We start from the raw sequence: 25,753 nt of genomic DNA, 5'->3' as shown, positions 1-25,753 counted from the left end.
CGTCGAGCGCGAAAAGCGATCGGCATCAAGGCGTGTGCGGTGTTTCGCTGATCAGCGCGGTCACCTTGCCGAGGATGAAGGGACCGTCATCGAAGTAGCCGTGGCCCCAACCTTCGCGCTGGTCGGCATTGAGGTCATCAAGGGTCCACCAGCTCACCGCGCTTTCTCCCTTCCGGGCGAAGAACGCCTGGCAGGCCGAGATGTCTGCCCACGCCGCAGAGTTGCGATAGACGTTCTCCCGGGTGAAGAAGCGTTCCATGCCGAGCAGAGGCTCATCGGCAGCATCTTCGAAGATGTTGGACACGATGTAGAGCAGCGAACCGGGAAAGAACAGTGAGCGCTCGTTGGCTTCGTCGGCATCCCTCATCGCCAATTGCCGGAACCTCCCGATTCGGTCCTCGTGCTTCGAGATGGCGCGCGCGAACCGACGACACGTCACCGCAGGCGCTTCGAGAATAAGGTCGAACTTCAGATCCGGAAGGATCTGCGCCGCCTGGTCCAACAGCTCGCACAGGAAGATGCTGCCGGCGCTGTGGCCGACGAGCGTGATGCGGGGAATAGAGGCTTCGGACTGCAACTGACTGTGCAGCTCGCGCAGGAATCTGACGCCACCCGATGCGGGGCCGTCGAATGAATCCTGTGCGTCCTTCTTCATGGGATTCCACCAGCCGATGCGCCCCACGTCATCGAGATAGAACTCACGCAGCACTTCTTCCACGATCACGGCAGAGACGGCACCTGGGCGCCCTCGACCATTCTGCTGGCGCTGCCATACGCGTATCACCAGTCTGGCCACCTTGATGGCCAGCGCGATCCAATTCAATGCCACGGCTTTGTTGGGTGACGGAGTGCCAAACAGTTCCCTGGCCGTGCGCTCGTTGACGATGGCCGCGCGTTCGGCTGGCGGTTCGTGTGCCAGCATCTTGTTGGCGGGCGCCAGCGTCGCCTCCCTGTAATCGTCACGGGCCTCGGCAATGGCTTGGTTCACCTCGGGATCATCAGCGAATTCCTGCGCGAGATCTGACGAAAGGCTCTCCTCGTCGGGTGGCGCGGCGTTGAGGATCTTCATGCCGGGCGTGAGAACCTGCCCGCCGCCTAGCTTTTCCAGGATCTTGTCGTGGACTTTCCTGAAGAGAAGTTTGGCAAGTACTGCACCCAGGATCTCGCCCAGGTTGTTCAACGGAGCTTCGATGTCACCCGTTTCCCAGACGAAGAACAAGGGGTAGGCCTGTGCCCGCACATAGGGGTCATGCAAGGCTTCTGCGATGCGCCGTCCACGCTTCTGCGAAACGCGGCCGCCATGTACATGGATAACGATTCCGGAAGGTGACCTGGCCTGCAGCGCGCGACCGACAATCCGGCGAAGGTCTGATTCCTGCAGCGTGCCATCACGAAGATGGATGATGTGATCCAGCGGGTCGTAGGCATTCATCTCACACTCCATTGTCATTGAGGATGTCGAGAACGAAGCAATTCACGCAGATGTCGGCACGCAGGTGCTGGCAAGCGCTACCGCGATGACGAGCGGTGGCGGCCTGTCGTTGCCGGCGGAGCTGCACCCCTCCCCAGAGGACAGCGGCTGCAATGCTACCTCCACGAGGCGCGTTGGACGAACCCGGAAGGAGTCGGCCGGCCTTCACACATGTGGGACGGCGTGCCATCGCTGCCAAAGCATGCGGTTCCCGGCGCGTGGGCGCATTCACCACATCCTGCAAGGCCTTCGGCCACAGTGGCCGCTGCCCAACCAAAGCGCTGGCGTGCAGACTCTACCCCATGACTGATCTCCATCACCTCCGCGGCCGCATCACCGCGCTGGTTCTCAGTGAGGCCTGGCGTCGCCGTGCCGCGCTCTGGGGTGGTGCCGTGGCCGTGGCGCTGGTGGCCATCCTGTTTGCCAAGGCCAGTGACGCGGCCTTCCATCTCTTCCAGCGTATTACCTCGCACTCGCCGTGGTGGGCCCTGCTGCTCACGCCCGGCATCTTCGCGCTGCTGGCCTGGTTGACCGCCGGTGTGCTGAAACCCACGCGGGGCAGCGGTATTCCGCAGGTCATCGCCGCGTTGGACAAGCCCGATGAGCCGTTCCGGAAGACCAATCTTTCACCTGCGGTCTCGGCCGGCAAGCTCCTGCTGACCTCGTTGTCGCTGCTCGGTGGCGCATCGGTGGGGCGCGAGGGTCCCACGGTGCATGTGGGCGCCAGCCTGATGTACCTGTTCGGCCGCTGGTTCGGTTTCAAGGATCCCCGCGAGCTCTCGCACTTCTTGCTGGCCGGTGGTGCGGCGGGTATCGCGGCGGCGTTCAACACGCCGCTGGCCGGCATCGTCTTTGCCATCGAAGAGCTCAGTGGCCGCTTCGAGCATCGCTTTTCCGGCACCCTGCTGACCGCGGTGATCGTCGGTGGCGTGGTGTCGCTGGGCCTGCTGGGCAACTACACCTACTTCGGCCATGTCAGCGCACGCCTGCCGCTCGGCCAGGGCTGGCTGGCCATCCTGCTGTGCGGCGTGGTGGCGGGCTTGCTGGGAGGCCTGTTCGCACGCGCGGTGCTGGCCAGTGCGGCGGGCCGCCCGCGTTGGCTCGGGCAACTGCGGCAGCGGCATCCGGTGTTGCTGGCCGCCGGCTGCGGCCTGGTGGTGGTACTGCTCGCCCTGGTCTTCGGTGAAGGCGCGTTCGGCACCGGCTACGAGCAGGCGCGCAGCCTGGTGCAGGGGCAGGCGATGGTCGGCCATGAGTTCGGGTTGATGAAGTTGTTGGCCAACCTCGCGTCGTACGTGGCCGGTATTCCCGGCGGCCTGTTCTCGCCGGCGCTGGCGGTCGGCGCGGGACTGGGCCACAACCTGGCGGTGCTGATGCCGGGCGTGGACCCGCGCGCGTTCGTGCTGCTGGGCATGTGTGCTTACCTGACCGGTGTGACCCAGGCCCCGCTGACCTCGGCGGTGATCTCGCTGGAACTGACCGACAGCGGTGATCTGCTGCTGCCGATCCTGGCCACGGTGCTGATCGCGCGTGGCGTGTCCGGGCTGGTATGCCGCGTGCCGATCTACCGCGGGTTGGCGGAGTTGTTGATGGTGCCGCAAGCAGAGTCAGCTGATAGGCATCGCTGATTGCCTTGATCGACAGGATAAATCAGGCCGCAATCTTCACTTTTGCAGTGAAGCTGATTCCCCGTTGCACCGTCTACCCGATGCCAGGTGCGCCGCTGAAGATGCACCCACGCCGGGGCTGCACCCGGACCTGCATCGAGAGCGACCATGATCAACTGCCGTATCCGCCGTCTGGCGGCTGCCGTCCTGGCCCTGGCCAGTTCCCCCATGCTGGCCATCGCCGGTACGCCATTGCTGCCCAGCGAGCGCAGCATCGGCATCATCGAGCCGGTGGCGCGCTTCGAGGGCGCCATGCCCACCAGTGTGGCGGTCTCCGAAACCGGTCGGATCTTCGTCAACTTCCCGCGCTGGGGCGATGAGGTGCCCTACAGTGTGGCCGAATGGCGCGACGGCCGCGCCGTGCCCTATCCGGATGCGCGCATCAACCGCAAGGACGGTCCCGATCCGGCGGCCCACTTCATCAGCGTGCAGAGTGTGGTGGCCGATGGCCAGGGTCGGTTGTGGGTGCTGGACACCGCCGCGCCCGGGTTCTCTGCACCACAGGCCGGCGGCGCCAAGCTGGTGGCGATCGATCTGGCCACCAATACCGTGGCCAGAACGCTGGTGCTCCCGGCCAACGTCATCGACGCGCGCACCTACGTCAACGATGTGCGCTTCGATTTCCGTGTCGGTCGCGAGGGCGTCGCCTACGTGACCGACTCGTCGCTGAGCGGCATCGGCGGCATCATCGTGATTGACCTCGCTACCGGCGCCGCGTCCAAGCGCCTGATCGGTCATGTGTCAACATCGGCGGATCCGGCATTCGTACCGATCGTGGAAGGACAGCAGATGCGGCTGCGTAACGCGGATGGTTCGACGCAGCCATTTACTGTGGCTGCCGATGGCATTGCGTTGTCGCCCGATGGCAGCACGCTGTTCTATACCCCGTTGTCCAGCCGCCATCTGTACAGCGTGCCCACCGCCTTGCTGCGCGATCCCAACGTAAGTGAAGCGGCGCTGGCTGCGGCCGTGGTCGACCTGGGCGACAAGGGGGCATCCGATGGCATGGAAATGGACGCCAACGGCCGGCTGTATGCCAGCGACTACGAGCACAACGCCATCCATGCCCGTGATGCGCAGGGGCGCTGGACGACCGTGGTGCACGACCCACGCATCCTGTGGCCGGATACGTTGTCGATGGGGCCGGATGGCTATCTGTACTTCACCGCCAACCAGCTGCACCGGCAGGCCGGGTTCAATGGTGGCGTGGATCGCCGACAGAAGCCGTACATGGTGTATCGCACCCGAGTGGATGCGAAGCCTGCGCCAACGCGGTGAAGTGATCGGGGCAGGAGGCGGGCGATGAAAATGCCTACGGGTCGTTGAGGGCGCCCCCGATAGCAACCCGCTGAGGGCGGCGACATGCTGAAGTGCATGTCTGCCTTCTTCGACCCAGTCCGCCACCTGCAGGCCGCACTTCGCGTGCTGCTACCGCTTCGTTGCCTGGTCTGCGGTGACCCGGGTCACGATGGACTCGATCTCTGTGATGCCTGCCTGGCCGGACTGCCCTGGGCCGGCCGGGCCTGCCTGCGCTGTGCGTTGCCGTTGCCCGAGACCGCGTTGATCGTCTGCGGCACCTGTCGCGAGGAGGTGCCGCCGCAGGCCGCCACGCATGCCAGCCTGCTGTACCTGCCGCCGGTCGACCAGTTGCTGGTCCGCTACAAGTTCCATCAGGATCTGGCGGCCGGGCGCCTGCTGGCGCAGTTGATGCAGCGCGCACCGCCGCCGTGGTGGTGTCCGCCGCTGGTGCCGGTGCCGCTGCACAATCGCCGGTTGCGCCAGCGCGGCTACAACCAGGCGGGCGAGCTGTGCCGGTTGCTGCCGATGCCGGTCTGGCAGGGACTGTACCGGCAGCGGCATACCGCACCACAGTCCGAGCGCACGGCCGAACAGCGCCGGGAAAATCTGTTCGACGCGTTTGCGGTTCGTGGTCCGTTGCCCACGCGGCTGACCGTGGTCGATGACGTGATGACCACCGGCAGCACGGTGATGGAGGTCGCCGAGACGCTGCGCCTGGTCGGTGCTGCGGAGGTGCGTGTGTGGGTCTGCGCGCGGGCGCCGTGATCGCCCTCTTCATCCACAGGGGCTAGGATGAGGCCGGTTCCGGATCGAAGGAGTGGCCATGAATTCCCCCCTGTCTCCCTTGTTGTCGGCAGTTGGGCGCAGCTGGTGGATCCTGCTGCTGTACGGGCTTGTCGCACTGGGTTTCGGCATCGTTGCCATCGGCTGGCCGTTGTCGGCGGCGATGGCATTGGCCTGGACGCTGGGCGTGATGGCCATTGTCGAAGGTGTCATCAGCCTGTTCGCACTGGTCAGCGGGGGCAGTGGTGCCTCGCGCGGCTGGCTGGCGCTGTATGCCATCGCTTCGTTGGGCTTCGGCATCCTGGCGGTGATCAATCCGCTGGCCACCGCCAGCGTGCTGGTGCTGTTCCTGGCGGCATGGCTGCTGGTGGCCGGCATCTATCGCATCGTGTTCGCGATCCGCGTGCGCAAGCAGATCCAGGGCGAGTGGCTGCTGATTCTCAGCGGCGTGCTGGCGGTGGTGCTGGGCCTGTTGTTCGCGGCCAACCCATATGCGGGCGTGGCGGTAACCACGCTGTGGATCGGCATCGGCAGCCTGCTGTATGGGCTGCTGCAGGTGCTGGTGGCATTCAAGCTGCGGAAGCTGAAGTGAGGGCTGCGCTTCCGCTGTTGCTGGGCGTGGCGTTGACCCTGGCCGGATGCATGCCGGGCGCCACACCCGGTGCCCTGGCAGGCAAGGATCATGCGCCACGCCCCGGCGTGGATGTGCGCCTGAGTGCGGTCGATACAGCCGGCAAGGGCACATCGGTGCAGTGGCAGGGCGAAACCCTGGCCCTGCGCGAGCCCCCGATTGCCGGCAGTGCCGACATCGCCGATGTGCGCTACGTACTGGACGAGGCCAAGCAGCCCGGCCTGCAGATCCGCTATCGGCCCGAAGCGCACCAGCGCATCCACGATGGCACGGCAGCACTGGTGGGCCAGCGTGCGGCGATCAGCGTGGATGGCCGCGTGCTGATGGTGGCGACGGTGCAGGGGCCGTTCGGTGAGTCGATGATGCTGAGCGGGCTGTCCAGCGTTGCCGAGGCGCAGGCGCTGGCGAAGCACATCACCGGTCAGTGACGGGCGCGCCAACACCCCGGCGCTGCGCGCGGAGGTCGACCCAGGTCGACCGCTACCGGGCGAACCGGGCCTCGATTTCTTCCAGTGACTTGCCCTTGGTCTCCGGCAGCCAGAATGCGGCCACCAGGAAGAACACGAAGGTGCACGCCGCCCAGAACACGAACATGCTGGCATAGCCGTAGTGCCCCACCGTGGGCAGGAAGATCGCGGCGATGGTGGTCGACACGAACTGGTTGATCAGCAGCGCGATGCTCATGCCATTGGAACGGATGCGGTTCGGCATCAGCTCCGACAGTGCCAGCCATACGCAGACGCCGGGGCCGACCGCGAAGAACGCGACGAACACCAGGATGCAGGCGGCCACGGCCCAGCCGTGTGCAGGTGGTGGCACCGGGCCGATGCGGGCCTGCTCGATGCGCAATGGCGCCTGGTTGGCACTGGCCGGGTCGGCGAACGGGTTCAGGTGGAGTTTGCGGAAGAACGCACCGATCACGCTGTCCGGCTGCACGGTACCCGCGCGTTCCACGCGCAGCTCGCGGTCGGTCAGGTTGTCGCTGCGCAGTGCGCGCACGTTGGTGAAGTCGCCGTAGGCGTACGACACCGTCAACTGCATCGGTCGGCCTTCGCTGTCGATGCCATTGCTCAGGCGCTGCCACTGCGCGTCATCCAGCACCAGCTGCAGGCCGTCGCCGCTGACCGCCGCCTGCAGCTGCGGCTGCACATCGGCCCGACCGCGCTCGGCCTGGAAGAACAGCGTGGCCGCCGCCAGCAGGGCCACGCAGATGCCGCCACTGCCGAGCATCAGCAGGAACTTGCGGCCCTTGCGGTCGACCAGCAGCAGCGCGACCACGGTCATCACCGCGTTGAGCAGCTTGATCGCCACGTCGGCACCGTTGGCCACCGAGCCGGACAGGCCGGCCTGGTTGAGGATGTTCACCGCGTAGGCCAGCACCGAGTTGATGCCGGTGGCCTGGGTGCAGGCCAGTACGACGCAGGCGAGCACGAACGGCACCACGTAGCGGCGGCTGAGCAGCGGGTCGCGTTTGCCGTCGCTGCTGCTCGATTCCGGCGCCTGGATCTGGACCAGCGTGGGCTCGACGTCTGCAGCGGGAAGGACGCGCTGAAGGCTGCGACGGGCTTCATCGATGCGGCCGCGGCGCACCAGCCAGCGTGGCGATTCGGACAGCCAGAAGATACCGGCGCAGAACAGCAGGCCCGGCGCCAGGCAGGTCCAGAAGATGGTGCGCCAGGCGTGATCCTTCACCGTGAACAGTTCCTGCGCCTGCTGCGCGACCGGCAGCGAACGCACGGCTTCGGCGGCGGCATCCACGGCGTGGGCGTGGTACAGGCCGATCAGGGCTGCCAGCACCAGGCCAACGGTCAGCAGCAGCTGGAACATGGCCGCGCCGCGTCCGCGTCGCTCGGGGCTGAGCACTTCAGCCAGGTACAGCGGAATCACTACGCCGATCAAACCGCCACTGATGCCCTGCAGCAGGCGTCCCAGCAGCAGCGGCGTGTAGCCGGAGGCCAGTGCCATGATCGGAATCGAGGCGGTGAACAACAGGCCGGCCAGCAGCATCGCGCCGCGGCGGCCGATCAGGTCGGCGATCATGCCGGCGAACAGCGAGGACAGCACGCTGCCCAGCAGTACCGCCGCCACCACGAAGCCGAGTTGCTGGCTGCTGAGCTGCCAGGCGTGGCTGGCGGTCGCTTCAAGATAGGGCAGGGCGCCGGCGATGATGCCGATGTCGATGCCGTACAGCAGGCCACCCAGGCCGCCGATGAAGAGCAGGTAGCGTACGGGCCAGCGCGGAGCGGTGGAGGCGGGTACGGCAGGTGCGGCGGCTGCGGTCATCGGCGTATTCCTGGAATAACGGGGATGGTGCGGGGCTGAGGCATTGCGCTTGCGCGCTTCATGTAGAGCCGAGCCATGCTCGGCTTGCCGCGCGAAGCGCGGCACGGACGTCATCGATGTCGGTATGAAAAGCAGCCGAGCATGGCTCGGCTCTACAAAAACGCAGATATCAGGCGTTTGCGGCGTTCAAATCGACCACGCGCCCAGCAACCACCACCTGCTGCAGACGCAGCTCGGCGTCCAGCACCACCAGATCGGCACGGGCGTCGGGCGCGATGCGGCCGCGATCATCCAGGCCCAGGTAGGCGGCGGGGAAGGTGGAGACACGCTGCGAGGCATCGGCCAGGTCCAGGCCCACCTGCACCAGGTTGCGCAGCGCCTGGTCCATGGTCAGCGCACTGCCGGCCAGCGAACCGGTGGCCAGGCGCACGCAGCCGCCGCACTTGTGCACGCGCTGCTCGCCCAGGGCGTACTCGCCATCGGGCATGCCGGTGGCGGCAGTCGCGTCGGTCACCGCATACAGGCGTGGGATCGCGCGCGCGGCCAGGCGGATCACGCCGGGATGGATGTGCTGCAGGTCGGGAATGATCTCGGCGTACTGCGCATGCGCCAGTGCCGCCGCCGCGATGCCCGGGCGATAGTGATCGACGCCGGTCATGCCGTTGAACAGATGGGTGAAGCCGGAGGCACCGGCCTGCAGGGCAGCAACACCTTCTTCGTAGGTGCCGGCACTGTGGCCGAGCTGCACGCGGATGCCCATTGCCGAAAGCGCGGGAATCAGCGCGGTGTGCTCGCCGATTTCCGGCGCCAGCGTCATCACCCGGATCGGCGCCAGCGCATGCAGTTGCTGCACCAGTGCCAGCGTCGCCTCGATGGTGCGGTTGGGCTGCGCGCCCAGCCGCTGTGGGCTGATGAACGGCCCTTCCAGATGTACGCCGACGATGCTGGCGGCGTCTGCATCGGGTGCGGCCATGGTGGCGGCCACGCCGTGCATCGCGTGCTCGATCTCATCCAGGCCGGCGGTCATGGTGGTCGCCAGCAGCGTGGTGGTGCCGAAGCGTAGATGGGTACGGGCGATGGTGCGTGCCACGTCGCCGCCCTGCATCAGGTCCACGCCGGCGGCGCCATGCACATGCAGGTCGATGAAGCCGGGCAGGATCACCGGCAGCTGCAGGTCGTCGGCACCACTGTGGTCATCCACCTGCAGCTGGCGCACGTGCGAATCGAAGTGGACGTGGCCACGCCGCCAACCCAGCGGGGTGAGGATGCGGCCATGCAGGGAACGGGTGTCGCTCATGCGGTGGGCTCGGCGATGATCACCTCGATGCCCAACCGCTGCAGTCCCTCGCGGGTTGCGTCGTCGATGCCGGCATCGGTGATGATGGTGTGGATCTGGTCCAGCAGGGCGATGCGGTGCAGGCTGACGCGGCCGAACTTGGAGGCATCGGTCAGCACCACGATGCGGCGCGCACGCTCGACCATGCGGTGGTTGAGGCGGGCTTCGGCTTCGTCATGGGTGGTCAGGCCGAACTGCAGGTCCAGGCCATCCACGCCCAGGAACAGGGTGTCGAAGCTGTACGAATTGAGGCTGGCTTCGGCCTGGCTGCCCTGCAGCGACAGCGACTGCTGGCGCAGCAGGCCACCGGTCAACAGCACGTTGATGCCGGGTGCATTGGCCAGTTCCCAGGCGATGTTCAGGCCGTTGGTCATCACCGTGACGTCGCGATGCGCGCGAAGGTGGCGGGCCAGGGTCATCGTGGTCGAGCCGGAGTCGATGATGATGTTGTCGCCGGGCCGCACCAGGCGCGAGGCACAGGCGCCGATCGATTCCTTCAGCGGCAGGTTCAGGGCGTCCTTCTCGTGAATGTCCTGTTCCTGCGGCGGCGTGCGCACCAGCGTGGCGCCGCCGTGGGTACGGGTGGCCAGGCCCTGCGACTCGAAGTGGGTCAGGTCGGCGCGGATGGTCACCGCCGACACGCCGAAGCGCTCGACCAGATCGGCCACCTGCACCGAGCCGTGCTCGATCAGCAGCTGCAGGATCTGTTGCCGGCGGGAGCGGGTGTTGCGCATGGCCATTCTCGGTTTCGCGGGAAAAGGTAGAGATTAGCCGTTCGCAGGAACGCCGGCAGCCGAACTTTCGTTCTGCTTGCGGGTTCCAGCCCGGTTGGCGCTGCAGGCGCGGGCGTACTCGCCCAGGCACAGGCCGATACGGTGCTGCACCAGTGCGGTGGGGGTGTTGGCCAAGGTGCCTTCGCGCACGGCGCGGTACTGCTCCGGCAGGTACTGGCTGAGCAGTACCAGCGGCGGCGCGTGCTGTTCCAGGTTGGCGAACAGGGTCTGCACCGCCTCTACCAGCGCCGGCTCGCCCCAGTAGTAGCGGCAGCGGTCGCTGAAGGAGTAGCTGCGCAGCAGGCGCAGCGCGGCGTCATCGCCCTGGTAATAGGACTGCCAGTACTTCGGCTGCGCCACCATCACCTCGTCCAGCACCTGCGGCAGTCGCGAGCACTGTGCAGCCGGCAGCAGTTCGGCTTCGATCGCAGCCAGCGCGAACAGCGCCTCGCGGTAGGCGAAGGTGGCCGCCGGGCCGACCTTGAGGATCGCGAAGTGGTCGCGCACCAGCGCGTGCAGGCCGCTTTCGCGCTGGTAGTCGGTGGAGTGCGCTTCGAACACGATGCGCGGCTGCTGTTCGAGGAAACCGGCCAGCGTGCCGGCAGCGGCGGCGTCGTACTCGTGCACGCTGCTGTGGTCGAAGTCCACGCCCGGTTGCACCACCATCGCGATCACGCGCTGCCACGCATCGCGCAGCTGCGGCGTATCGAACGCCTGCTGGTGGATCGCCAGGGTCTGCGCGGCAGCGGCCGGCGTGGTCACCTGCAGGCCCTCGGCAAGGGAGGCTTCGCCGCCGGGAATCGGCACTTCGGTACCGATCACGTAGACCGGCGGCGGCAGGCCGTGTTCGGCGGCGGTGCGTTCGGCGATCTCGGCCAGCTCGGCCGAGCGCGCAGCAACGATGGCATCGGGCAGCGGCACCGGATCATCGGCGCAGGACATGCTGCAGTCGAGGTGGATCTTGTGGAAACCGGCGGCGACGTAGGCCTCGATCAGCACGCGCGCGTGGGTCATCGCTTCGGCGGCCGGGCGCTTCTGCCAGGCATTCGGGCCGAGGTGGTCACCGCCCAGGATCAGCCGCTCGCGCGGGAAGCCTTCCTCATCGGCCAGCGTGCCGACGTAATCGCGGTACTGCGGCGGGGTCATGCCGGTGTAGCCGCCGAACTGGTCGACCTGGTTGGAAGTGGCTTCGATCAGCAGCACGGTGCCATGTGCCAGCGCCACGTGCATGGCCGCGCGCAGCACCTGCTCGTTGCTGCAGCAGACGCTGTACAGGCCGACGTTGGCACCGGCGCGGTGGGAGGCAAGCAGGGTCTGCAACGGGGACATGATCAGGCTCCGGTCAATCAGGAAAACGAGGGTTGGCAGGCGAGCAGGGCGGCACCACGTGCGCCGCCGGCATCGCCGAAACGCGGCGGCACGATCGGCGGTACCTGTACGCCGTTGAACAGATGAGCGGCGATGGCCGCCGGCAGCTGCTGGTACAGCGGCGCGTACTGCGAGAGGCCGCCGCCGAGCACGATCACGTGCGGGTCCAGCGCCAGCACCAGCGCGGCCAGGCTGTGGCCAAGCAGATCGCGGTGGATGTCCAGCGCCTTGCGCGCACGCACATCGCCGGCCTCGGCCAGTGCGATCACCGCGCTGGCGTCGGTGGCGCTGCCACCGAGATGGCGTTCGATCATCGCCACACCGCTGCCGGACACATAGCGCTCCACGCAGCCCTGCAGGCCGCAGCCGCAGTCCAGCAGTGGCAGGCCGTGGCGCTGCAGCAGATGGCCGGGCACGCTCCAGTGGCCCCATTCGCCGGCCAGGCCGTTGAAGCCGGACAGCAGCCGGCCCTGCAGGCAGAAGCCACCGCCGGCACCAGTGCCGAGGATGGCGCCGAACATGCTGGGGTAGCCGTCAGCCGCGCCGCCGTGCGCTTCAGACAGGGCAAAGCACTGCAGATCGTTGCCGAAGTGCAGCGGGCGCTGCAGGCGTGCCTGCAGATCCCGCGCCACGCATTGGCCGGTCAGTGCAGGCACGTTCGCGCTGAGTTGGCGGCCACTGCGGCGGTCACGCACGCCGGGCAGGGCGATGCCGATGGCCGCATCGCTGCGGCCGAGGGCAGCGTCCGCCTCGGCCACCAGCGTCACCACCGCCTGCAGGAAGCCGTCGTAGTCACCCTGTGGGGTGGCCACGCGGCGGCGCCAGGTGACCTGCATCGCCGCATCGCACGCCACCAGCTCGATCTTGGTGCCGCCGATGTCGATGCCGTAGCAGGCGTGGGCGATCAGCTCAGCCATGGTGGATGGTGACGCCCTTGACGACGCGGTTGACGGTGCCATCCGGGAACGGGTTGTCCGGGGTCAGGCCCAGCGCGGCCGAGCGCTGCAGTGCGAACAGCTGCGCAAAGCCCAGCCACACCGGTGCCAGCCACGGATCGTCCAGTGCCGGCACGATAAGGGTGTATTCGTCATCGGCGCCGATGTCCGAATGCGGCCCGATCGCCAGCACCTGGCCGGCCACGCCGTCGCGGCGCAGTTCTTCCAGCAGATCCTGTTCGTAGCGGCGCGCCAGCGGCTGCACGCTGCGCAGCACCACCACCAGGGTGTTGCCATCCAGCGTCGACTTCGGGCCATGACGGAAGCCCAGCGGGGTGTTGGCCAGCGCCAGCACGCGGCCGGCGGTCAGCTCCAGCACCTTGAGTGCGCACTCGCGTGCCAGCGCTTCCAGCGGGCCGCTGCCGAGGTAGATGATGCGGTTGAACGGGCGCTGTGCCAGCGCCGCCACCGGTGCATCCCACTGCGCCTGGCCTTCGCGGGCCAGCGCGGCGATCTGCTTCAGGCGCGCCACGCGCGCATCCCACGGCGAACGATCGAACACGGTCAGTGCGGCCAGCAGCATGCAGGTCAGGCTGCTGGTCATGGCGAAGGCGCGGTCGCAGCTGGCCGACGGCATCAGCAGGGTGCAGGTATCGGCACGGCCAGCGCCACGGCGGGCCAGTTCGCCATCGGCGTTGCAGGTGATGTCGAGGAAGCGCGCGTCATCCACGTCGCTGCGCACGCGGTCCACCGCTGCGACGCTTTCCGGGCTGGAACCGCTGCGGCCGAACGAGACCAGCAGGGTCGGGCGGTCGCGCTGCAGGTACAGCGCCGGGTGGGTCAGCAGGCTGGTGGTGTGCACCACGCGCACATCAGCTGGCCACTGTGCGTTGATCGCATCGGCCACCATTTCGGCAATGAAGCCGGAACTGCCGGCGCCGGTGAACAGCACGCGCTGGTTGGGATCGTTGAGGCTGTCGCCGAGGAAGGCCTGCAGGCGGTCGCGGGCACGCGACAGGTCCTGTGCGAGGGCTTCCCACAGCGCGGGCTGCTGGGCGATTTCGGTAGCGGTATCGGCTCCGCCAAGGCGCTGCCAGGCGGACACATCGGAAAGCAGGGTGACGTCCATTCGGAGGTTCCAGTTGGGCCAGCGCACCATCTGCGTTTTCTTTCGAAATGTCAAACATCGAAAGTAAAAAGAAAGAAAATGGGTGAGTGGCTTTTCTCGCCGCGAGCTGCGCAGGAAAACGAAAGGAATGGCGAAATGCCGTATCGCACAATGCTTAACAGGCGCCTGCAAGCGCTTACACAAAGTATTGCAACGCAACAACTTTCGTTTCAGTGGAATATATCTTCCTTTTTCCTTTCAATTTGTTGACATCTTTCGAATCGCTGCCCTAGAGTCGGCCCAATCGCTTTCGAAACGCCCGGTGAACGGGTTGGGAGTCCGCGTGGAAATCTGCGTTCGTCGCTCGCCGCTGATGCTGGCCCTGTTGCCGGCATTGATGCTGGCGTCCATGCCGGCCCAGGCCGAGCCGGTCGGCAACCTGCGTTCGGTCGCCGCCAGCGCCAGCCGCGATGGCGTGCACGGCTGGGACCTGCAGACCGACAAGGGCGCGCGCATCCGCATCGAATTGCCGGCCACCGACATTATCCGCGTGCAGGCGGGCCGCAACGGCACGCTGACCGGTGCCGGCGACAAGGCTGCACCGATCGTGCTGCCGCAGCCCAAGGCGAACGTGCAGGCGCAGCTTGAAGAAGACGCACAGGAAATCCGCGTGCGCACCGATGCCCTGGTGCTGCATGTACAGCGGCAGCCGCTGCGCATGCGCCTGGAACGCCTGGACAACGGCCAGCCCACCGCGCTGTGGCAGGAACTGCAGCCGCTGGACCTGGATGCCACGCAGAGCGTGCAGGTGCTGTCCTCGCAGGCCGATGAGGGCTACTTCGGTGGCGGCCAGCAGAACGGCCGTTACCAGTTCAAGGGTCGTGAGCTGGAAGTGTCCTACTCCGGCGGCTGGGAAGAGGGCGACCGCCCCAGCCCTGCACCGATGCTGCTGAGCAGCCGTGGCTGGGGCATGCTGCGCAATACCTGGAGCGATGGCAGCTACGATCTGCGCGAGGCCGACCAGGCCACGCTGCTGCATCGCGAAGACCGCTTCGATGCGTACTACTTCGTCGGCGCCGACCTGCCGAAACTGATCGAGCGCTACACCCAGCTGACCGGCCGCCCGAACATGGTCGCGCGCTGGGCGCTGTCTTACGGCGATGCTGATTGCTACAACGATGGCGACAACAGCAAGAAGCCCGGCACCGTCCCCGAGGGTTGGAGTGACGGCCCGACCGGCACCACGCCGGATGTGATCGACTCGGTGGCCAAGCAGTACCGCGCCAACGACATGCCCGGTGGCTGGATCCTGCCCAACGATGGCTACGGCTGCGGCTACAAGAAGCTGCCGGAAACCGTGCAGGGCCTGGCCAAGTACGGCTTCCGCACCGGCCTGTGGACCGAGAACGGCGTCGACAAGATCGCCTGGGAAGTGGGCAAGGCCGGCAGCCGCGTGCAGAAGCTGGACGTGGCCTGGACCGGCAAGGGCTACCAGTTCGCGATGGACGCCAACCGCCAGGCGTTCAACGGCATCCTCGACAATTCCGATTCGCGCCCGTTCCTATGGACGGTGATGGGCTGGGCCGGCATCCAGCGCTATGCAGTGGCATGGACCGGCGACCAGAGCAGCAGCTGGGATTACATCCGCTGGCACGTGCCGACCCTGGTCGGTTCGGGCCTGTCCGGCATGGCCTACGCCAGCGGCGACGTCGACGCGATCTTCGGCGGCAGCGCCGAAACCTTCACCCGCGACCTGCAGTGGAAAGCCTTTACCCCGGTGCTGATGGGCATGAGCGGCTGGTCGTCGAACGCACGCAAGCACCCGTGGTGGTACGACGAGCCCTATCGCAGCATCAACCGCGATTACCTGAAGTTGAAGATGCGCCTGACCCCGTACATGTACGGGCTGGTGCACGAGGCCGCACAGACCGGCGCGCCGCCGGTGCGTGGCCTGATGTGGGACAACCCGCGCGATCCGCATGCGCAGGATGAAACCTACAGGTACCAGTTCCTGCTCGGCCGCGATCTGCTGGTGGCGCCGGTGTACCGCAGCCAGGCGGCCAGCCGTGGCTGGCGCCGTGACATCCATCTGCCAGCCGGCGGCTGGATCGACTACTGGGATGGCCGCCGCGTGCAGGCCGCTGCCGATGGCCGCCAGCTCGACCGCCAGGTGGACCTGGCCACGCTGCCGCTGTTCGTGCGCGCCGGTGCGATCCTGCCGATGTACCCGTCGATGCTGTTCGACGGCGAGAAGCCGCTGGATGAAGTGACGTTCGACCTGTATCCGCAGGGCGAGTCGCAGTACACGCTGTACGAAGACGATGGCAACACGCGTCGCTACCAGCAGGGCGAGTCGAGCACGCAGGTAATCCGCGTGCAGGCGCCGGCGCAGGGCAGTGGCCCGGTGCAGGTGCAGATCGACCCCGTGCAGGGCCAATACAACGGCCAGCTGGCGCAGCGTCGTTATGGCCTGCGCGTGCTCAGCCGCCAGGCGCCGCGTGCGGTGCAGGCCGGTGGCCGCGCGCTGCCGGCGCTGGCCGATGCAGCAGCGTTCAACAACGCCAGCGAAGGCTGGTACTTCGATGCCAAGGAACGCCGTGGCACGCTGCACGTGCGGACCGCCACCCAGGACATCCGCCAGCCGCTGCAGCTGCAGCTGGACTTCACGGTGGCTGCCGCGACCGCCGACGATGCCTATCCGGCCGCACCGGTGCTGGGCCGCGAACTGCCGGCCGACAGCCTGCTGGTGGTCAACCGCCCGGCCGAAGAGCCTGGCCATGCGCTGGAAAATGCCTTTGACGACGATCCGGCCACCTGGTTCCGCAGTGTTCGCAACCAGGCCGTGCGCACCGGTGCCCACGAATGGGTGGTGGGCTTCGGTGAGCGAAAGATGATCGACGGCATCGACATCGCGCCGCGCAACGACAAGAACTGGAAGCACGGCCAGGTACGCGACTATGAGGTCTACCTGGGCGACAGCAACGGCGAGTGGGGCGAGCCGATCGCGCGTGGCCGCCTGCAGTTGAAGGAAGGCGTGCAGCGCATCGACTTCCCGGCCCATGCCGGACGCCTGCTGCGCTTCCGCGTGCTGAGCGTGCAGAACCCCGAAGGCGACGGCGCCAGCAGCACCGACCCGATGGTCACTGCGGCACAGGGCAGCGCCCGCGCGTTCGATGCATTGCAGCCGCGCGACGTCGGCCCGATCGCCCTGTCCACCTTCCACATCCTCGAACACCAGGAACCGGAGCGACCGGCCCGGCAGCGCTATCTCTCCGAGCTGCCGGTGCCGGCCGCGCTGGCCAGCCAGGTGCGCACCGACCAGTCCTTCCGTGGCGACGCCGGCATGCGCATGAACGGCCTGCAGTTCCGCCGTGGCCTGGGCGTGGGCGCCACCAGTCGCATCGACCTGCGTCTGCAGGGCGGCTGGCACCTGCTGCGTGCCGACCTCGGCATCGACGACGCCTGCCGCAACGCCGGTGGCCTGCAGTTCCAGGTCTGGGGTGACAACCGCCTGCTGTACGACAGCGGCCTGGTCAAGGCGCCCGGCGTGGTCAAGCCGGAGCTGGACATCCGTGGCCTTTCCACCCTGAGCCTGCGCACGCTGGGTGCGCAGGGCAGCCAACCCGCCCAGGTCTGCGCCAACTGGGCCAATGCCGTGCTGATCGGCCAGGAGGGCGACTCCGCCAGCATCGTCGCCCCATGACCCCCTCGTAACACCGCTCCTCCCCCGCCCATTCCGACTACGGCCCTCACGGCCGTGGCCCGGGAGCGTTTTGCCCGCCGAACGCCCACGCGCTCACCATTCGCGCCGCACCCCTGCCAGGAGAGAACCCCGATGTTGCCCGCCCGCCACCACCGCCCCCCCTGTCGCTCGATCGCTCCGCTGACGCTGGCCATTGCCGGCGCGCTGTTCTCGATTGCCGCTCCCGCCGTTGCCCAGGAGAGCAAGGACAAAGCCACCGACCTGGCCCGCATCGAGGTCACCGGTTCCAACATCCGCCGCACCGACGTTGAAACCGCCTCGCCAGTGCAGGTGATCAGCAAGCAGGACATCCAGAACATGGGTGCGCGCACGCTGCTGCAGGTGCTCGACAACCTGCCGGCCGCACGCCCGGCGCAGCAGGACGCGCGCTCGCTGTTCACCGGTTCCGATGGTGCCTCGCAGGCCAATCTGCGCGGTCTGGGTGCGCAGGGCACGCTGGTGCTGCTGAACGGTCGCCGCCTGTCGTACTACGGTGCACCGGCCGGCTTCCAGACCCAGTTCGTCAACATCGACGCGATCCCGGCTGCAGCCATCGAGCGCATGGAAGTGCTGACCGACGGCGCCTCGGCGGTGTACGGCACCGACGCGGTGGCCGGCGTGATCAACGTGATCACCAAGCGCAACTTCCAGGGGGCCGAGGTCAGCTTCACCAACGACACCTCCTCGCGCATCGACTCCTACGGCGAGCGCCAGGCCAGCATCACCGCCGGTTTCGGCGACCTGGCCGAAAACCGCTTCAACATCTATGGCGCGGTGAACATGTACCGCCGCGATGCGATCCCGCTGAGTGACTTCTACGACAAGCGGCCCGACCAGTACTACGTCAACAACCCGAACTACCTCAACAACCTGCGCCTGGGCGTGGGCAGCAAGCCGGGCGAATTCAACCCGGGCAGCTACTTCGCCTTCGATCCGGTCACCGGCCGCCGCGTGCAGGAAGCTGCGCCGGGCTGCAAGAACGTGCTGACCAGTGAGGCAGCCGGCCCGCGTTGCGTCTGGGAAACCTGGATGAACAACGAGATCGATGCCGGCGCCAAGTCCGAGCGCAACACCGCCTACCTCAACGGCACCTTCCTGGTCGGTGACAGCACCGAGATCTTCGCCGAGGCGACTTACACCGATATCGACCTGCGCGCCAACGGCGGCACGCCGCGCACCTACGGCACAACCACCGGCAACCCGACCAGCTGGTTCTCGCGCAATACCGGCAACAACGTCAACCAGTTCCTGTACCCGTTCCTGGGCCCGAACAACGAGTACAACCACGCCAGCCCGGAAATGAAGGCGATGATGGGCGGTGTGGTCGGTCTGAACTACCTGCTGCAGGATGCCGGCCCGAACTACTTCGGCCAGCGCAATACCGACAAGAGCTACCGCGTGCTGGCCGGTGCGCGTGGCAACCGGGGTGACTGGAACTGGGAGACTGCCTTCGCCAGTGCCGGCACCCACTCCACCACGTACCAGACGATCAACGTCAACATCAAGGGCTTCGAGAAGGCGTTCGGACCCTACTCGGTCGATCCGACCACCGGCCGCGTGATCATCTCCGACCACCCGGCGTACAAGTTCGGCGAGATCAGCGAAGCCAACGCCGCATTGATCCGTGAAGCGTTCCCGACCTTCGACATCCAGTCGTGGACCCGCCTGCACACCCTGGACGGCAAGATCGAAGGCCCGTTGTTCCAGCTGCCGGCCGGTGAAATGCGCGCTGCGTTCGGCTTCAACGCCAGCCGCGAAACCTTCTACACCCCGGGCAATGCCGATGCGGCCAACGGCCTGATCTCCCAGCAGGGCGGCTCCTGGTTCGACGGCAAGCGCAACACTTACGCGCTGTTCGCCGAAACCGTGGCACCGATCACCGACAAGCTGGAGCTGGATGCAGCGGTGCGCGTGGACAAGTACCCGAACTTCAGCGCCAACGTGGCGCCGAAGATCGGCTTCAAGTACCAGGCGTTCGACCAGCTGATGCTGCGCGGTACCTACTCGACCGGTTTCCGTGCACCGAGCCTGGCCGAATCCGGCAACGGTGGCGTGTTCGCCCAGCTGGGTGGCTACCGTGACGAGCTGCGCTGCAACGAGACCAACGCCATCGCCAACCTGCTGCTGCGCTCGCAGCGTCCGGGCGATGTCGATCTGGGCAAGAACCTGTTGAACGTGGATTGCAGCCGCACCGTGGCCCGCATGACCCAGCCGAACAAGAACCTGAAGCCGGAGAAGGCGAAGATCGCCACCCTCGGCTTCGTCTACGAGCCGGCGACCTGGCTGTCGGTGTCGGCCGACTACTGGTTCATCTATCGCGACAATGAGATCGTCGCGCCGGACTACCGCCGCATGGAAGACATCATCTCCTCGTCGCGCTCGCCGATCACCGACAGCGACCGCGCCAACCTGGCGCAGCTGGCGGCGATGTGTGCCGACCCGGCCAGTGGCGTGAACTGCCCGTCGGTGCTGCCGGGCTACTCTGCCGGCAATGTGGCCAGCGTGGTGGGCCAGTACAAGAACCGCGGCAAGACGCTGATCGACGGCTTCGACATCGATGCACGCAGCCGCTTCTCGCTGGGTGACTGGGGCAACCTGAACATCGGCCTGGCCGCCACCATCGCCAACCGCAACCGCTTCTACATGGATGAAGCCAACGGCTGGTACTACGGCGATGTGGTGGGCTACTACAACAACCCGCGCCTGCGTGCCACGCTCAATGCCGACTGGACCTACAAGCAGGTTACCACCAGCATGTTCGTCAACTACGTGGGCGGCACCAAGTGGGCCACCGACCAGGTCGACGAAAAGAGCAACAACAAGGAAACCTGCACCGGCGGCTACCTGGCCCTGCAGAAGAGCAAGTGCGATGGCGCACCGTCGTGGTGGACCGCCAACATGAGCGTCACCTGGCGCCCGGATGATGCGTGGAACCTGAGCTTCACGGTCAAGAACCTGTTCGATCGCCTGCCGTTCTACGATCCGAACAGCTTCCTGGGTGACTCCAGTGACTACGCGACCATCTTCGGTCGTGGTTACAGTGTGACTGTCGGTTATCGGTTCAAGTAATTCCGTTTGCGTGACCTGGCGTGCCGGCTGCGGCCGGCACGCTGCCAAGAGGAGAGATGTTTGCCATGAAGCGTAGGGAATTCATCGCGGCCAGTGCCGCTGTCGCCGCCAGCAGCCTGCTGCCGCAGACCCCGGCATGGGCACGCGGGCGCAAGGTGCGCCTGGCCATGATCGGTACCGGCATGCGTGGCCTGGTGCTGCTGAAGGAACTGGTGCGCCGCGACGACGTCGAGGTGGTCGCCGTCTGCGATATCGAGCCGATCATGCTCGGCCGCGCCGTGGAGATGGTGACCAAGGCCGGCAAGCCGGCGCCGAAGACCTATGGCCAGGATCGCGACACCAATGCCTGGAAGCGTCTGCTGGAACAGAAGGGCATCGATGGCGTGATCATCGCCACGCCGTGGGAATACCACGCGCCGATGGCGATTGCCGCGATGCAGGCCGGTGTGGCGGTGGGCTGCGAAGTGGTGGCCGGCATCACCCTGCAGGACCACTGGGACGTGCTGAAGACCCAGCTGAGCACCGGCACCCCGTACATGCTGCTGGAGAACGTCTGCTACCGCCGCGATGTGATGGCCGCGCTGCAGATGGTGCGCCAGGGCCTGTTCGGCGAACTGGTGCACCTGCAGGCCGGCTACCAGCACGACCTGCGCGGCGTGAAGTTCAATTCCGGCGACCCGAACCAGCCCTACGACAGCGGCGTGGAATTCGGTCCCAAGGGCTGGAGCGAAGCCCGCTGGCGCACCGAGCATTCGGTGGAGCGCAATGGCGAGCTGTACCCCAGCCACGGCATCGGCCCGTGCGCGATGTACACCGGCATCAACCGTGGCAACCGCTTCACCCACATCAATGCCTTCGCGACCAAGGCGCGTGGCCTGCACGAATACACCGTGGCCAAGAGTGGCGGCACCACCCACCCCAGCACCAAGGTGAAGTTCAAGCTGGGCGACATCGTCACCACCACGCTGGCCTGCGAGAACGGCGAGACCATCCTGCTGCAGCACGACACCTCGCTGCCGCGCCCGTACTCGATGGGCTTCCGCGTGCAGGGCACCAAGGGCCTGTGGATGGACGTGAACCATTCGATCCACATCGAAGGCCGCAGCCCGCCGCATCAGTGGGAAGAGTTCAAGAAGTACCAGGACGAGTACGAGCACCCGCTGTGGAAGCAGAATGCCGACACCGCTGCCAGCGCCGGCCACGGCGGCATGGACTGGTTCGTCATCCATGCATTTGTTGAAGCGCTCAAGGCCAAGGCACCGATGCCGATCGACATCTACGATGCGGTGACCTGGAGTGCGATCACGCCGCTGAGCGAGCAGTCCATCGCCAACAGCTTCCAGACGCTGGAGTTCCCGGACTTCACCGCTGGCGCATGGAAGCAGCGCAAGCCGATTTTTGCGTTCGACGGGAAGTACTGATCTGCTCTGTGTAGAGTCGAGCCATGCTCGACTGGTTTTTAACACAACGCCGGGCACTGCCCGGCGTTGTTGTTTGTGGCGCCCCCCTGCCACGCCCATGCTAGGCTCGGCTTCGTGCCGGACAGTTGATGTCAATCGACAGAGAGGAGCTGCCTGATGCGCCTGCTGACCTTCACCTGTCCACTTTGCGGCGCTGCCGGGCAGCGGTTTCCGCTGCTTTCCGCATCGAGACGGCAGGCGAAGACGGCATGCAGGGAATGTGGCGTGGTGCTGCGCTCGGATCCCCGCTTGGGCCTGCACACGTTCTACCTGCTGTATACGCAGATCATCGTGCTGCTGGCTGCATTGCCCATGATCTGGGCCTATGCCTTGGGCCGATGGTTCTGGTTGGCTGCGATCTGGGCCGTGGTGTTGATGTTGTCCTGGGTCCCTGGCGCGATCAGGCACGCACGAAGTCCGATCGTGCGCGCCTGGCGCGATCCCGATTACAGCTATGCGCGCAGGCCGGGCAGACCATCCACCGGCAGCACCGCAGAACCGGCGCAGCGCAGTCGCATCCCATGATGGCTATCGATGATGTTCTACTGTGTTCGCATCGGTCCCGGCTCAATCGGCACGCCATCCCGCAGCCACCCGGTCCGCCAGCACCAGCTCGGTATCCACCTGCCGGCCATCGCGCAGATAACGGATGCCCACGCGCGTTCCAACCGGACGCTCACGCAACAGCGCACGCCAGTCCGCCAGCATCCGCGTGACAATCGGCTCGCCTGAAATCATGACGATGCGATCATCTCTGCGCAGCCCGGCGCGCGCTGCGGCGCTGGTCGGCGCCACATCGGCCACACGCAGTGCATCGTCCTCGGCCTGCAGCCACAACCCGCTGCGGTCGAAGGCATCGGCCTGCGTGCTTTCGGCATTGGGTACCAGATAGAGGCGCTTGGCATCGTAGTCGATGCCCATGGAGAAGCGCCGCAGCACGCCGCCACCCAGGATCGCGCCGTAGTCGGCCAGGGCCAGCGCACCCTTGTCGGTGCTGGACAGATCACCGACCAGGCCGGTGACCTCGATGCTGCCCATGCGCAGCACACCGAGCCGGGCCGGTCGCGCGCCCCCCGGGCCACCCAGGCCCCATCCAAGCACCGCCTCCTCACTGGCGTGGTATTTCTCCAACAGGCCATGGGTACGCACGAACGGACTACTCAGGCTCAGCGAGTTGCGTGAGCCGGTGTCCAGCCACAGGCGAAGGGGGATGCCGTCAAGCTCGCCATTCAGTACCGGCGCACGGTCATCCTGTTCGAACGGCAGCACCACCGCGTTGGCGGGTGGCTGGTAGTTGCCTGGCCGGGTGAAGCTGAGCACGCGCGCGCCATAGTCGAAGGTGGTGACGAAGCGCAGGAAGGTCTCGTAGCCGATGAAGCCATCATGCGGCACACCCATCGAGTTGATCTGCTGGCCGAGATCGATGATGTGGAACACCGGGTGGGTCAGGTGCGCGCCACCGATGCGCAGGTGGCGGGCCTGTGCCAGGCCCACGTCGCTGGCGTTGTCACCGGCACCATGTACGCTCAGGCGGCCCGCGGTGGCCAGGCCCAGGCGCTTGGCGGCGGTGGGCGTCAGCAGGTTGATGGCGCCGGTATCCACCAGGAATCGCGCCGACTGGCCGTCCACTTCGGCCTCGATATAGACATGGTTGTTGATCAGGTCGAACGGAATGCGGGTGGTGCCGCTGGCATCATCGATGTAGCTATCGTCGGAAATCGCCGGTGGTGTATACAGCGCATCCGGCACAGGGCTGTTCACCCGGTAGCGCTGCACCTGCACGTGGCTGCGCAGTCGCGGATCGGCTCGGCCCTGGGAATCGAGCGTATCGGTGATGATGCGATGGGGCAGCAACAGGCCGCCGACGCTTCGGTAGTCTTCCAGTGCGGTAGCGGTGGGTGTGCGAGGGGAGGCGATGACCACCCGGCCGAGGAGGCCGCTGCACGCGTCGAACCAGAGTTCGATCGGGTCCGCTTCCTCCGGCGTCGTCGACAGCACGTCATAGCGCTGCCCGTCGTGGACCTCGGTACGTGGGCCTGCAAAGTGCGAGGCCGGATAGGCGCTGGACCAGTAGGCGCGTGTGGCCAGCCACGACTGCGTGCGGGCAGTGCGGCGTGGCACGGTGCCATCCAGCAGGCCTACTTCGCCGCCGTAGTCGCGGCGCCATGACAGCTTGCCGTCGAAACCCTGTGCAACGGTGAAGGTCCCCAGCTGCGCCTGTTCGGCATAGCGCCCGGCGCGCAGGTCCTGGTTGAGCTGCCAGCGGCCTTGCAAGCCACCGACCGACTGCTCGCCCTCTGCCTGCAGTCGCTCTACCGACAGCCACGGCTCGCCGCCACTGGCTGCACGGGCCCTGGCCAGCACACTTGCCGCATCATCCACAGCAGCCTGCACTGGAATCGCCAGCATCCACAGCAGGCCGAACATCATCCGTTGCCATCGCATTGCATCACCTTCTTCGTCGGGTCGAGCGCTGATGGCAACGCAGCGGCGGGCGTCGTTCGACCGAGCGTGAAGGATTGGACGTTCAGCCGGACGTGGCGCGACTGCGGCGGTACTCGCTGGGTGTCTGCCCGGTGGCGCGCTTGAACGCACTGTTGAAGGTGGACTTGCTGCCGAAGCCGGCGGCAAGGCCGATGTCCAGCACGCTGCGTGGGTCAGCCGGGTCGGAGAGGAGGGACTTCGCGGCCGTGATGCGGAAACCGGTCACGAACTCGGAGAAGCTCTGGCCCAGACCCTGGTTGAGCGCCTGCGAGACCTGGTTGGGTGACCAGCCGCTGTGCTGGCTCAAGCTCTGGAGATCGAGTCCCGGGGCCTCATGCAGGCGTTCGCCCTGCATCAATGCGGTCAGCGCACTGGCGATGGCCGCGCATTGCCCCGCGTCGATGCCCGAGCGCTCGTAGCGTGCGACGGCGACGTCTTCGATGGGTGCTGGGATGAGATTCCCAATGCCCGGTACTGAGGCTCCCACGGGCGCGCGCAGTTGCTGGCGCACCACCCGGCACGCAAGCAGGTACATGCCGGCCGTGGTCAGCAGACTGAGCCCGATGCTGGCCATCAGCGGAGCGGCATCCGGCGGCCACCGGTTCATCGCGCTGGCAAGCCAGCAACTGGCCATCACCACTGCCAGCCCGCGCAATCCGCTGCGCTGGATGGCCGTTCCCTGTGTGGTCGAGGACGTACGGAATGACAGCCAAAGCGTGGCCAGCAGGTAGGGCGCGCCCTGCAGCAGCCAGCCATGGAAGCTGAGCCGGAACAGGGTATGGCCCAACGGAGAAGCCTCGAAAGGCGCAACAGCGTTCAACAGGGAAATGACGAACGCGAGCATGGCCGGCAGCAGATGCGCGAGCGGCAGCAACGATGCGCGGTCCGGCGCAGGTGACAGCAGCGCACGTGCATGGCCGTACAGCAGCGGACCCAGCAGATAGACCAGTGGCACCTCGATGACCCGCAGCCAGCGCACGGCGTCGGCCGGCAGCCAGGCCTGGCCACCCAGCAGCACCAGTCCGAACAGGTTGGCGGCGGCGAAACAGGCGAAGAAGGTGGTGAGCAAGTGGTTGCCACGCCGGGCGCGACCGAAGGCCACGCCGGTGGACAAGGCGGCCAGGCCCAGAATCGCAGCGCCTGCCGCCAGCTTCAGCAGATCCGGTGGCGTCATGCGCGCAGTGTTGATGAAGCACGTGGCAACGTCCAGCGCGGGCTGGCGACGTGCAGGCAACACAGGGGAAGATGGCGCGCCCGGAGGGATTCGAACCCCCGACCAATGGCTTCGGAAGCCACTACTCTATCCGGCTGAGCTACGGGCGCGTTGTAGAACCGCCGCGCCGT

18 protein-coding genes and 1 tRNA gene are annotated in these 25,753 nt (G+C 66.6%); 9 read left to right on the top strand and 10 right to left on the bottom strand.

Going from position 1 to position 25,753, the window contains the following annotated elements; all coding sequences use genetic code 11:
* Nucleotides 1-25: 25 nt before the first annotated feature.
* Nucleotides 26-1,432 (bottom strand): hypothetical protein, encoded by a 1,407-nt coding sequence (locus AC13GF_RS15685; RefSeq protein ID WP_483005226.1) that lies wholly within the window; start codon nucleotides 1,430-1,432, stop codon nucleotides 26-28.
* Nucleotides 1,433-1,773: 341 nt separating this feature from the next.
* Here AC13GF_RS15685 and AC13GF_RS15680 point away from each other — a divergent pair, with 341 nt between their 5' ends.
* The 5 genes from AC13GF_RS15680 to AC13GF_RS15660 all read left to right on the top strand — a co-directional run bounded on the left by AC13GF_RS15680 (nucleotide 1,774) and on the right by AC13GF_RS15660 (nucleotide 6,279).
* Entirely contained in the window at nucleotides 1,774-3,099 is a 1,326-nt protein-coding gene (locus AC13GF_RS15680; RefSeq protein WP_483005225.1) for a chloride channel protein, read from the top strand.
* Nucleotides 3,100-3,246: 147 nt separating this feature from the next.
* Complete coding sequence (locus AC13GF_RS15675) at nucleotides 3,247-4,416, top strand: L-dopachrome tautomerase-related protein (protein WP_483005224.1); 1,170 nt, start codon at nucleotides 3,247-3,249, stop codon at nucleotides 4,414-4,416.
* Nucleotides 4,417-4,512: 96 nt separating this feature from the next.
* Complete coding sequence (locus tag AC13GF_RS15670) at nucleotides 4,513-5,202, top strand: ComF family protein (protein WP_483005223.1); 690 nt, start codon at nucleotides 4,513-4,515, stop codon at nucleotides 5,200-5,202.
* A 58-nt stretch (nucleotides 5,203-5,260) separates the two neighbouring features.
* Complete coding sequence (locus AC13GF_RS15665) at nucleotides 5,261-5,812, top strand: HdeD family acid-resistance protein (RefSeq protein ID WP_006399985.1); 552 nt, start codon at nucleotides 5,261-5,263, stop codon at nucleotides 5,810-5,812.
* Entirely contained in the window at nucleotides 5,809-6,279 is a 471-nt protein-coding gene (locus tag AC13GF_RS15660; protein WP_483005222.1) for a SecDF P1 head subdomain-containing protein, read from the top strand. Before AC13GF_RS15665 ends, AC13GF_RS15660 begins: the two co-directional genes overlap by 4 nt.
* 52 nt (nucleotides 6,280-6,331) lie before the next feature.
* On the opposite strand, the gene AC13GF_RS15655 is transcribed toward AC13GF_RS15660, so the two are convergent.
* From AC13GF_RS15655 to AC13GF_RS15630, 6 genes are all read right to left on the bottom strand, one after another.
* Entirely contained in the window at nucleotides 6,332-8,134 is a 1,803-nt protein-coding gene (locus AC13GF_RS15655; RefSeq protein ID WP_483005221.1) for an MFS transporter, read from the bottom strand.
* 169 nt (nucleotides 8,135-8,303) lie between these two features.
* Complete coding sequence (gene nagA / locus AC13GF_RS15650) at nucleotides 8,304-9,431, bottom strand: N-acetylglucosamine-6-phosphate deacetylase (RefSeq protein ID WP_483005220.1); 1,128 nt, start codon at nucleotides 9,429-9,431, stop codon at nucleotides 8,304-8,306.
* Nucleotides 9,428-10,204, bottom strand: a complete 777-nt coding sequence (locus tag AC13GF_RS15645) for a DeoR family transcriptional regulator (protein WP_483005219.1) — start codon at nucleotides 10,202-10,204, stop codon at nucleotides 9,428-9,430. The genes nagA and AC13GF_RS15645 overlap by 4 nt, the downstream gene beginning before the upstream one ends.
* A gap of 33 nt (nucleotides 10,205-10,237) precedes the next feature.
* Nucleotides 10,238-11,572 carry a D-tagatose-bisphosphate aldolase, class II, non-catalytic subunit gene (locus AC13GF_RS15640; protein ID WP_483005218.1) on the bottom strand — a complete coding sequence of 445 codons (1,335 nt, stop codon included), beginning with the start codon at nucleotides 11,570-11,572 and terminating at the stop codon, nucleotides 10,238-10,240.
* 17 nt (nucleotides 11,573-11,589) lie between these two features.
* Nucleotides 11,590-12,528, bottom strand: a complete 939-nt coding sequence (locus AC13GF_RS15635; RefSeq protein WP_483005217.1) for an ROK family protein — start codon at nucleotides 12,526-12,528, stop codon at nucleotides 11,590-11,592.
* On the bottom strand, nucleotides 12,521-13,675 hold the full coding sequence (locus AC13GF_RS15630) for an SIS domain-containing protein (protein WP_164115027.1): 1,155 nt from the start codon (nucleotides 13,673-13,675) through the stop codon (nucleotides 12,521-12,523). The genes AC13GF_RS15635 and AC13GF_RS15630 overlap by 8 nt, the downstream gene beginning before the upstream one ends.
* Nucleotides 13,676-13,997: 322 nt before the next feature.
* Between AC13GF_RS15630 and AC13GF_RS15625 the strand changes: the two genes are divergently transcribed.
* From AC13GF_RS15625 to AC13GF_RS15610, 4 genes are all read left to right on the top strand, one after another.
* Complete coding sequence (locus AC13GF_RS15625; protein ID WP_483005216.1) at nucleotides 13,998-17,357, top strand: TIM-barrel domain-containing protein; 3,360 nt, start codon at nucleotides 13,998-14,000, stop codon at nucleotides 17,355-17,357.
* 132 nt (nucleotides 17,358-17,489) lie between these two features.
* Entirely contained in the window at nucleotides 17,490-20,465 is a 2,976-nt protein-coding gene (locus AC13GF_RS15620) for a TonB-dependent receptor domain-containing protein (protein ID WP_483005215.1), read from the top strand.
* Between the two features lie 65 nt (nucleotides 20,466-20,530).
* Entirely contained in the window at nucleotides 20,531-21,886 is a 1,356-nt protein-coding gene (locus AC13GF_RS15615; protein ID WP_005414778.1) for a Gfo/Idh/MocA family protein, read from the top strand.
* A 156-nt stretch (nucleotides 21,887-22,042) separates the two neighbouring features.
* On the top strand, nucleotides 22,043-22,450 hold the full coding sequence (locus AC13GF_RS15610; RefSeq protein ID WP_483005214.1) for a hypothetical protein: 408 nt from the start codon (nucleotides 22,043-22,045) through the stop codon (nucleotides 22,448-22,450).
* Between the two features lie 42 nt (nucleotides 22,451-22,492).
* Here the strand turns inward: AC13GF_RS15610 and AC13GF_RS15605 are convergent, their stop codons facing one another.
* The 3 genes from AC13GF_RS15605 to AC13GF_RS15595 all read right to left on the bottom strand — a co-directional run bounded on the left by AC13GF_RS15605 (nucleotide 22,493) and on the right by AC13GF_RS15595 (nucleotide 25,732).
* The gene (locus AC13GF_RS15605) at nucleotides 22,493-24,370 is read right to left on the bottom strand and encodes an aspartyl protease family protein (RefSeq protein WP_483005213.1); all 1,878 of its coding nucleotides are present in this window, start codon (nucleotides 24,368-24,370) and stop codon (nucleotides 22,493-22,495) included.
* 82 nt (nucleotides 24,371-24,452) lie between these two features.
* On the bottom strand, nucleotides 24,453-25,583 hold the full coding sequence (locus AC13GF_RS15600) for a helix-turn-helix domain-containing protein (protein ID WP_483005212.1): 1,131 nt from the start codon (nucleotides 25,581-25,583) through the stop codon (nucleotides 24,453-24,455).
* Nucleotides 25,584-25,655: 72 nt separating this feature from the next.
* Nucleotides 25,656-25,732, bottom strand: a tRNA-Arg gene (locus AC13GF_RS15595).
* Nucleotides 25,733-25,753 lie beyond the last annotated feature (21 nt).

The sequence above is a fragment of the Stenotrophomonas sp. 22LJNL06-5-1 genome (genome assembly GCF_056861455.1).
This window is presented reverse-complemented; position numbering and strand designations above follow the sequence as displayed.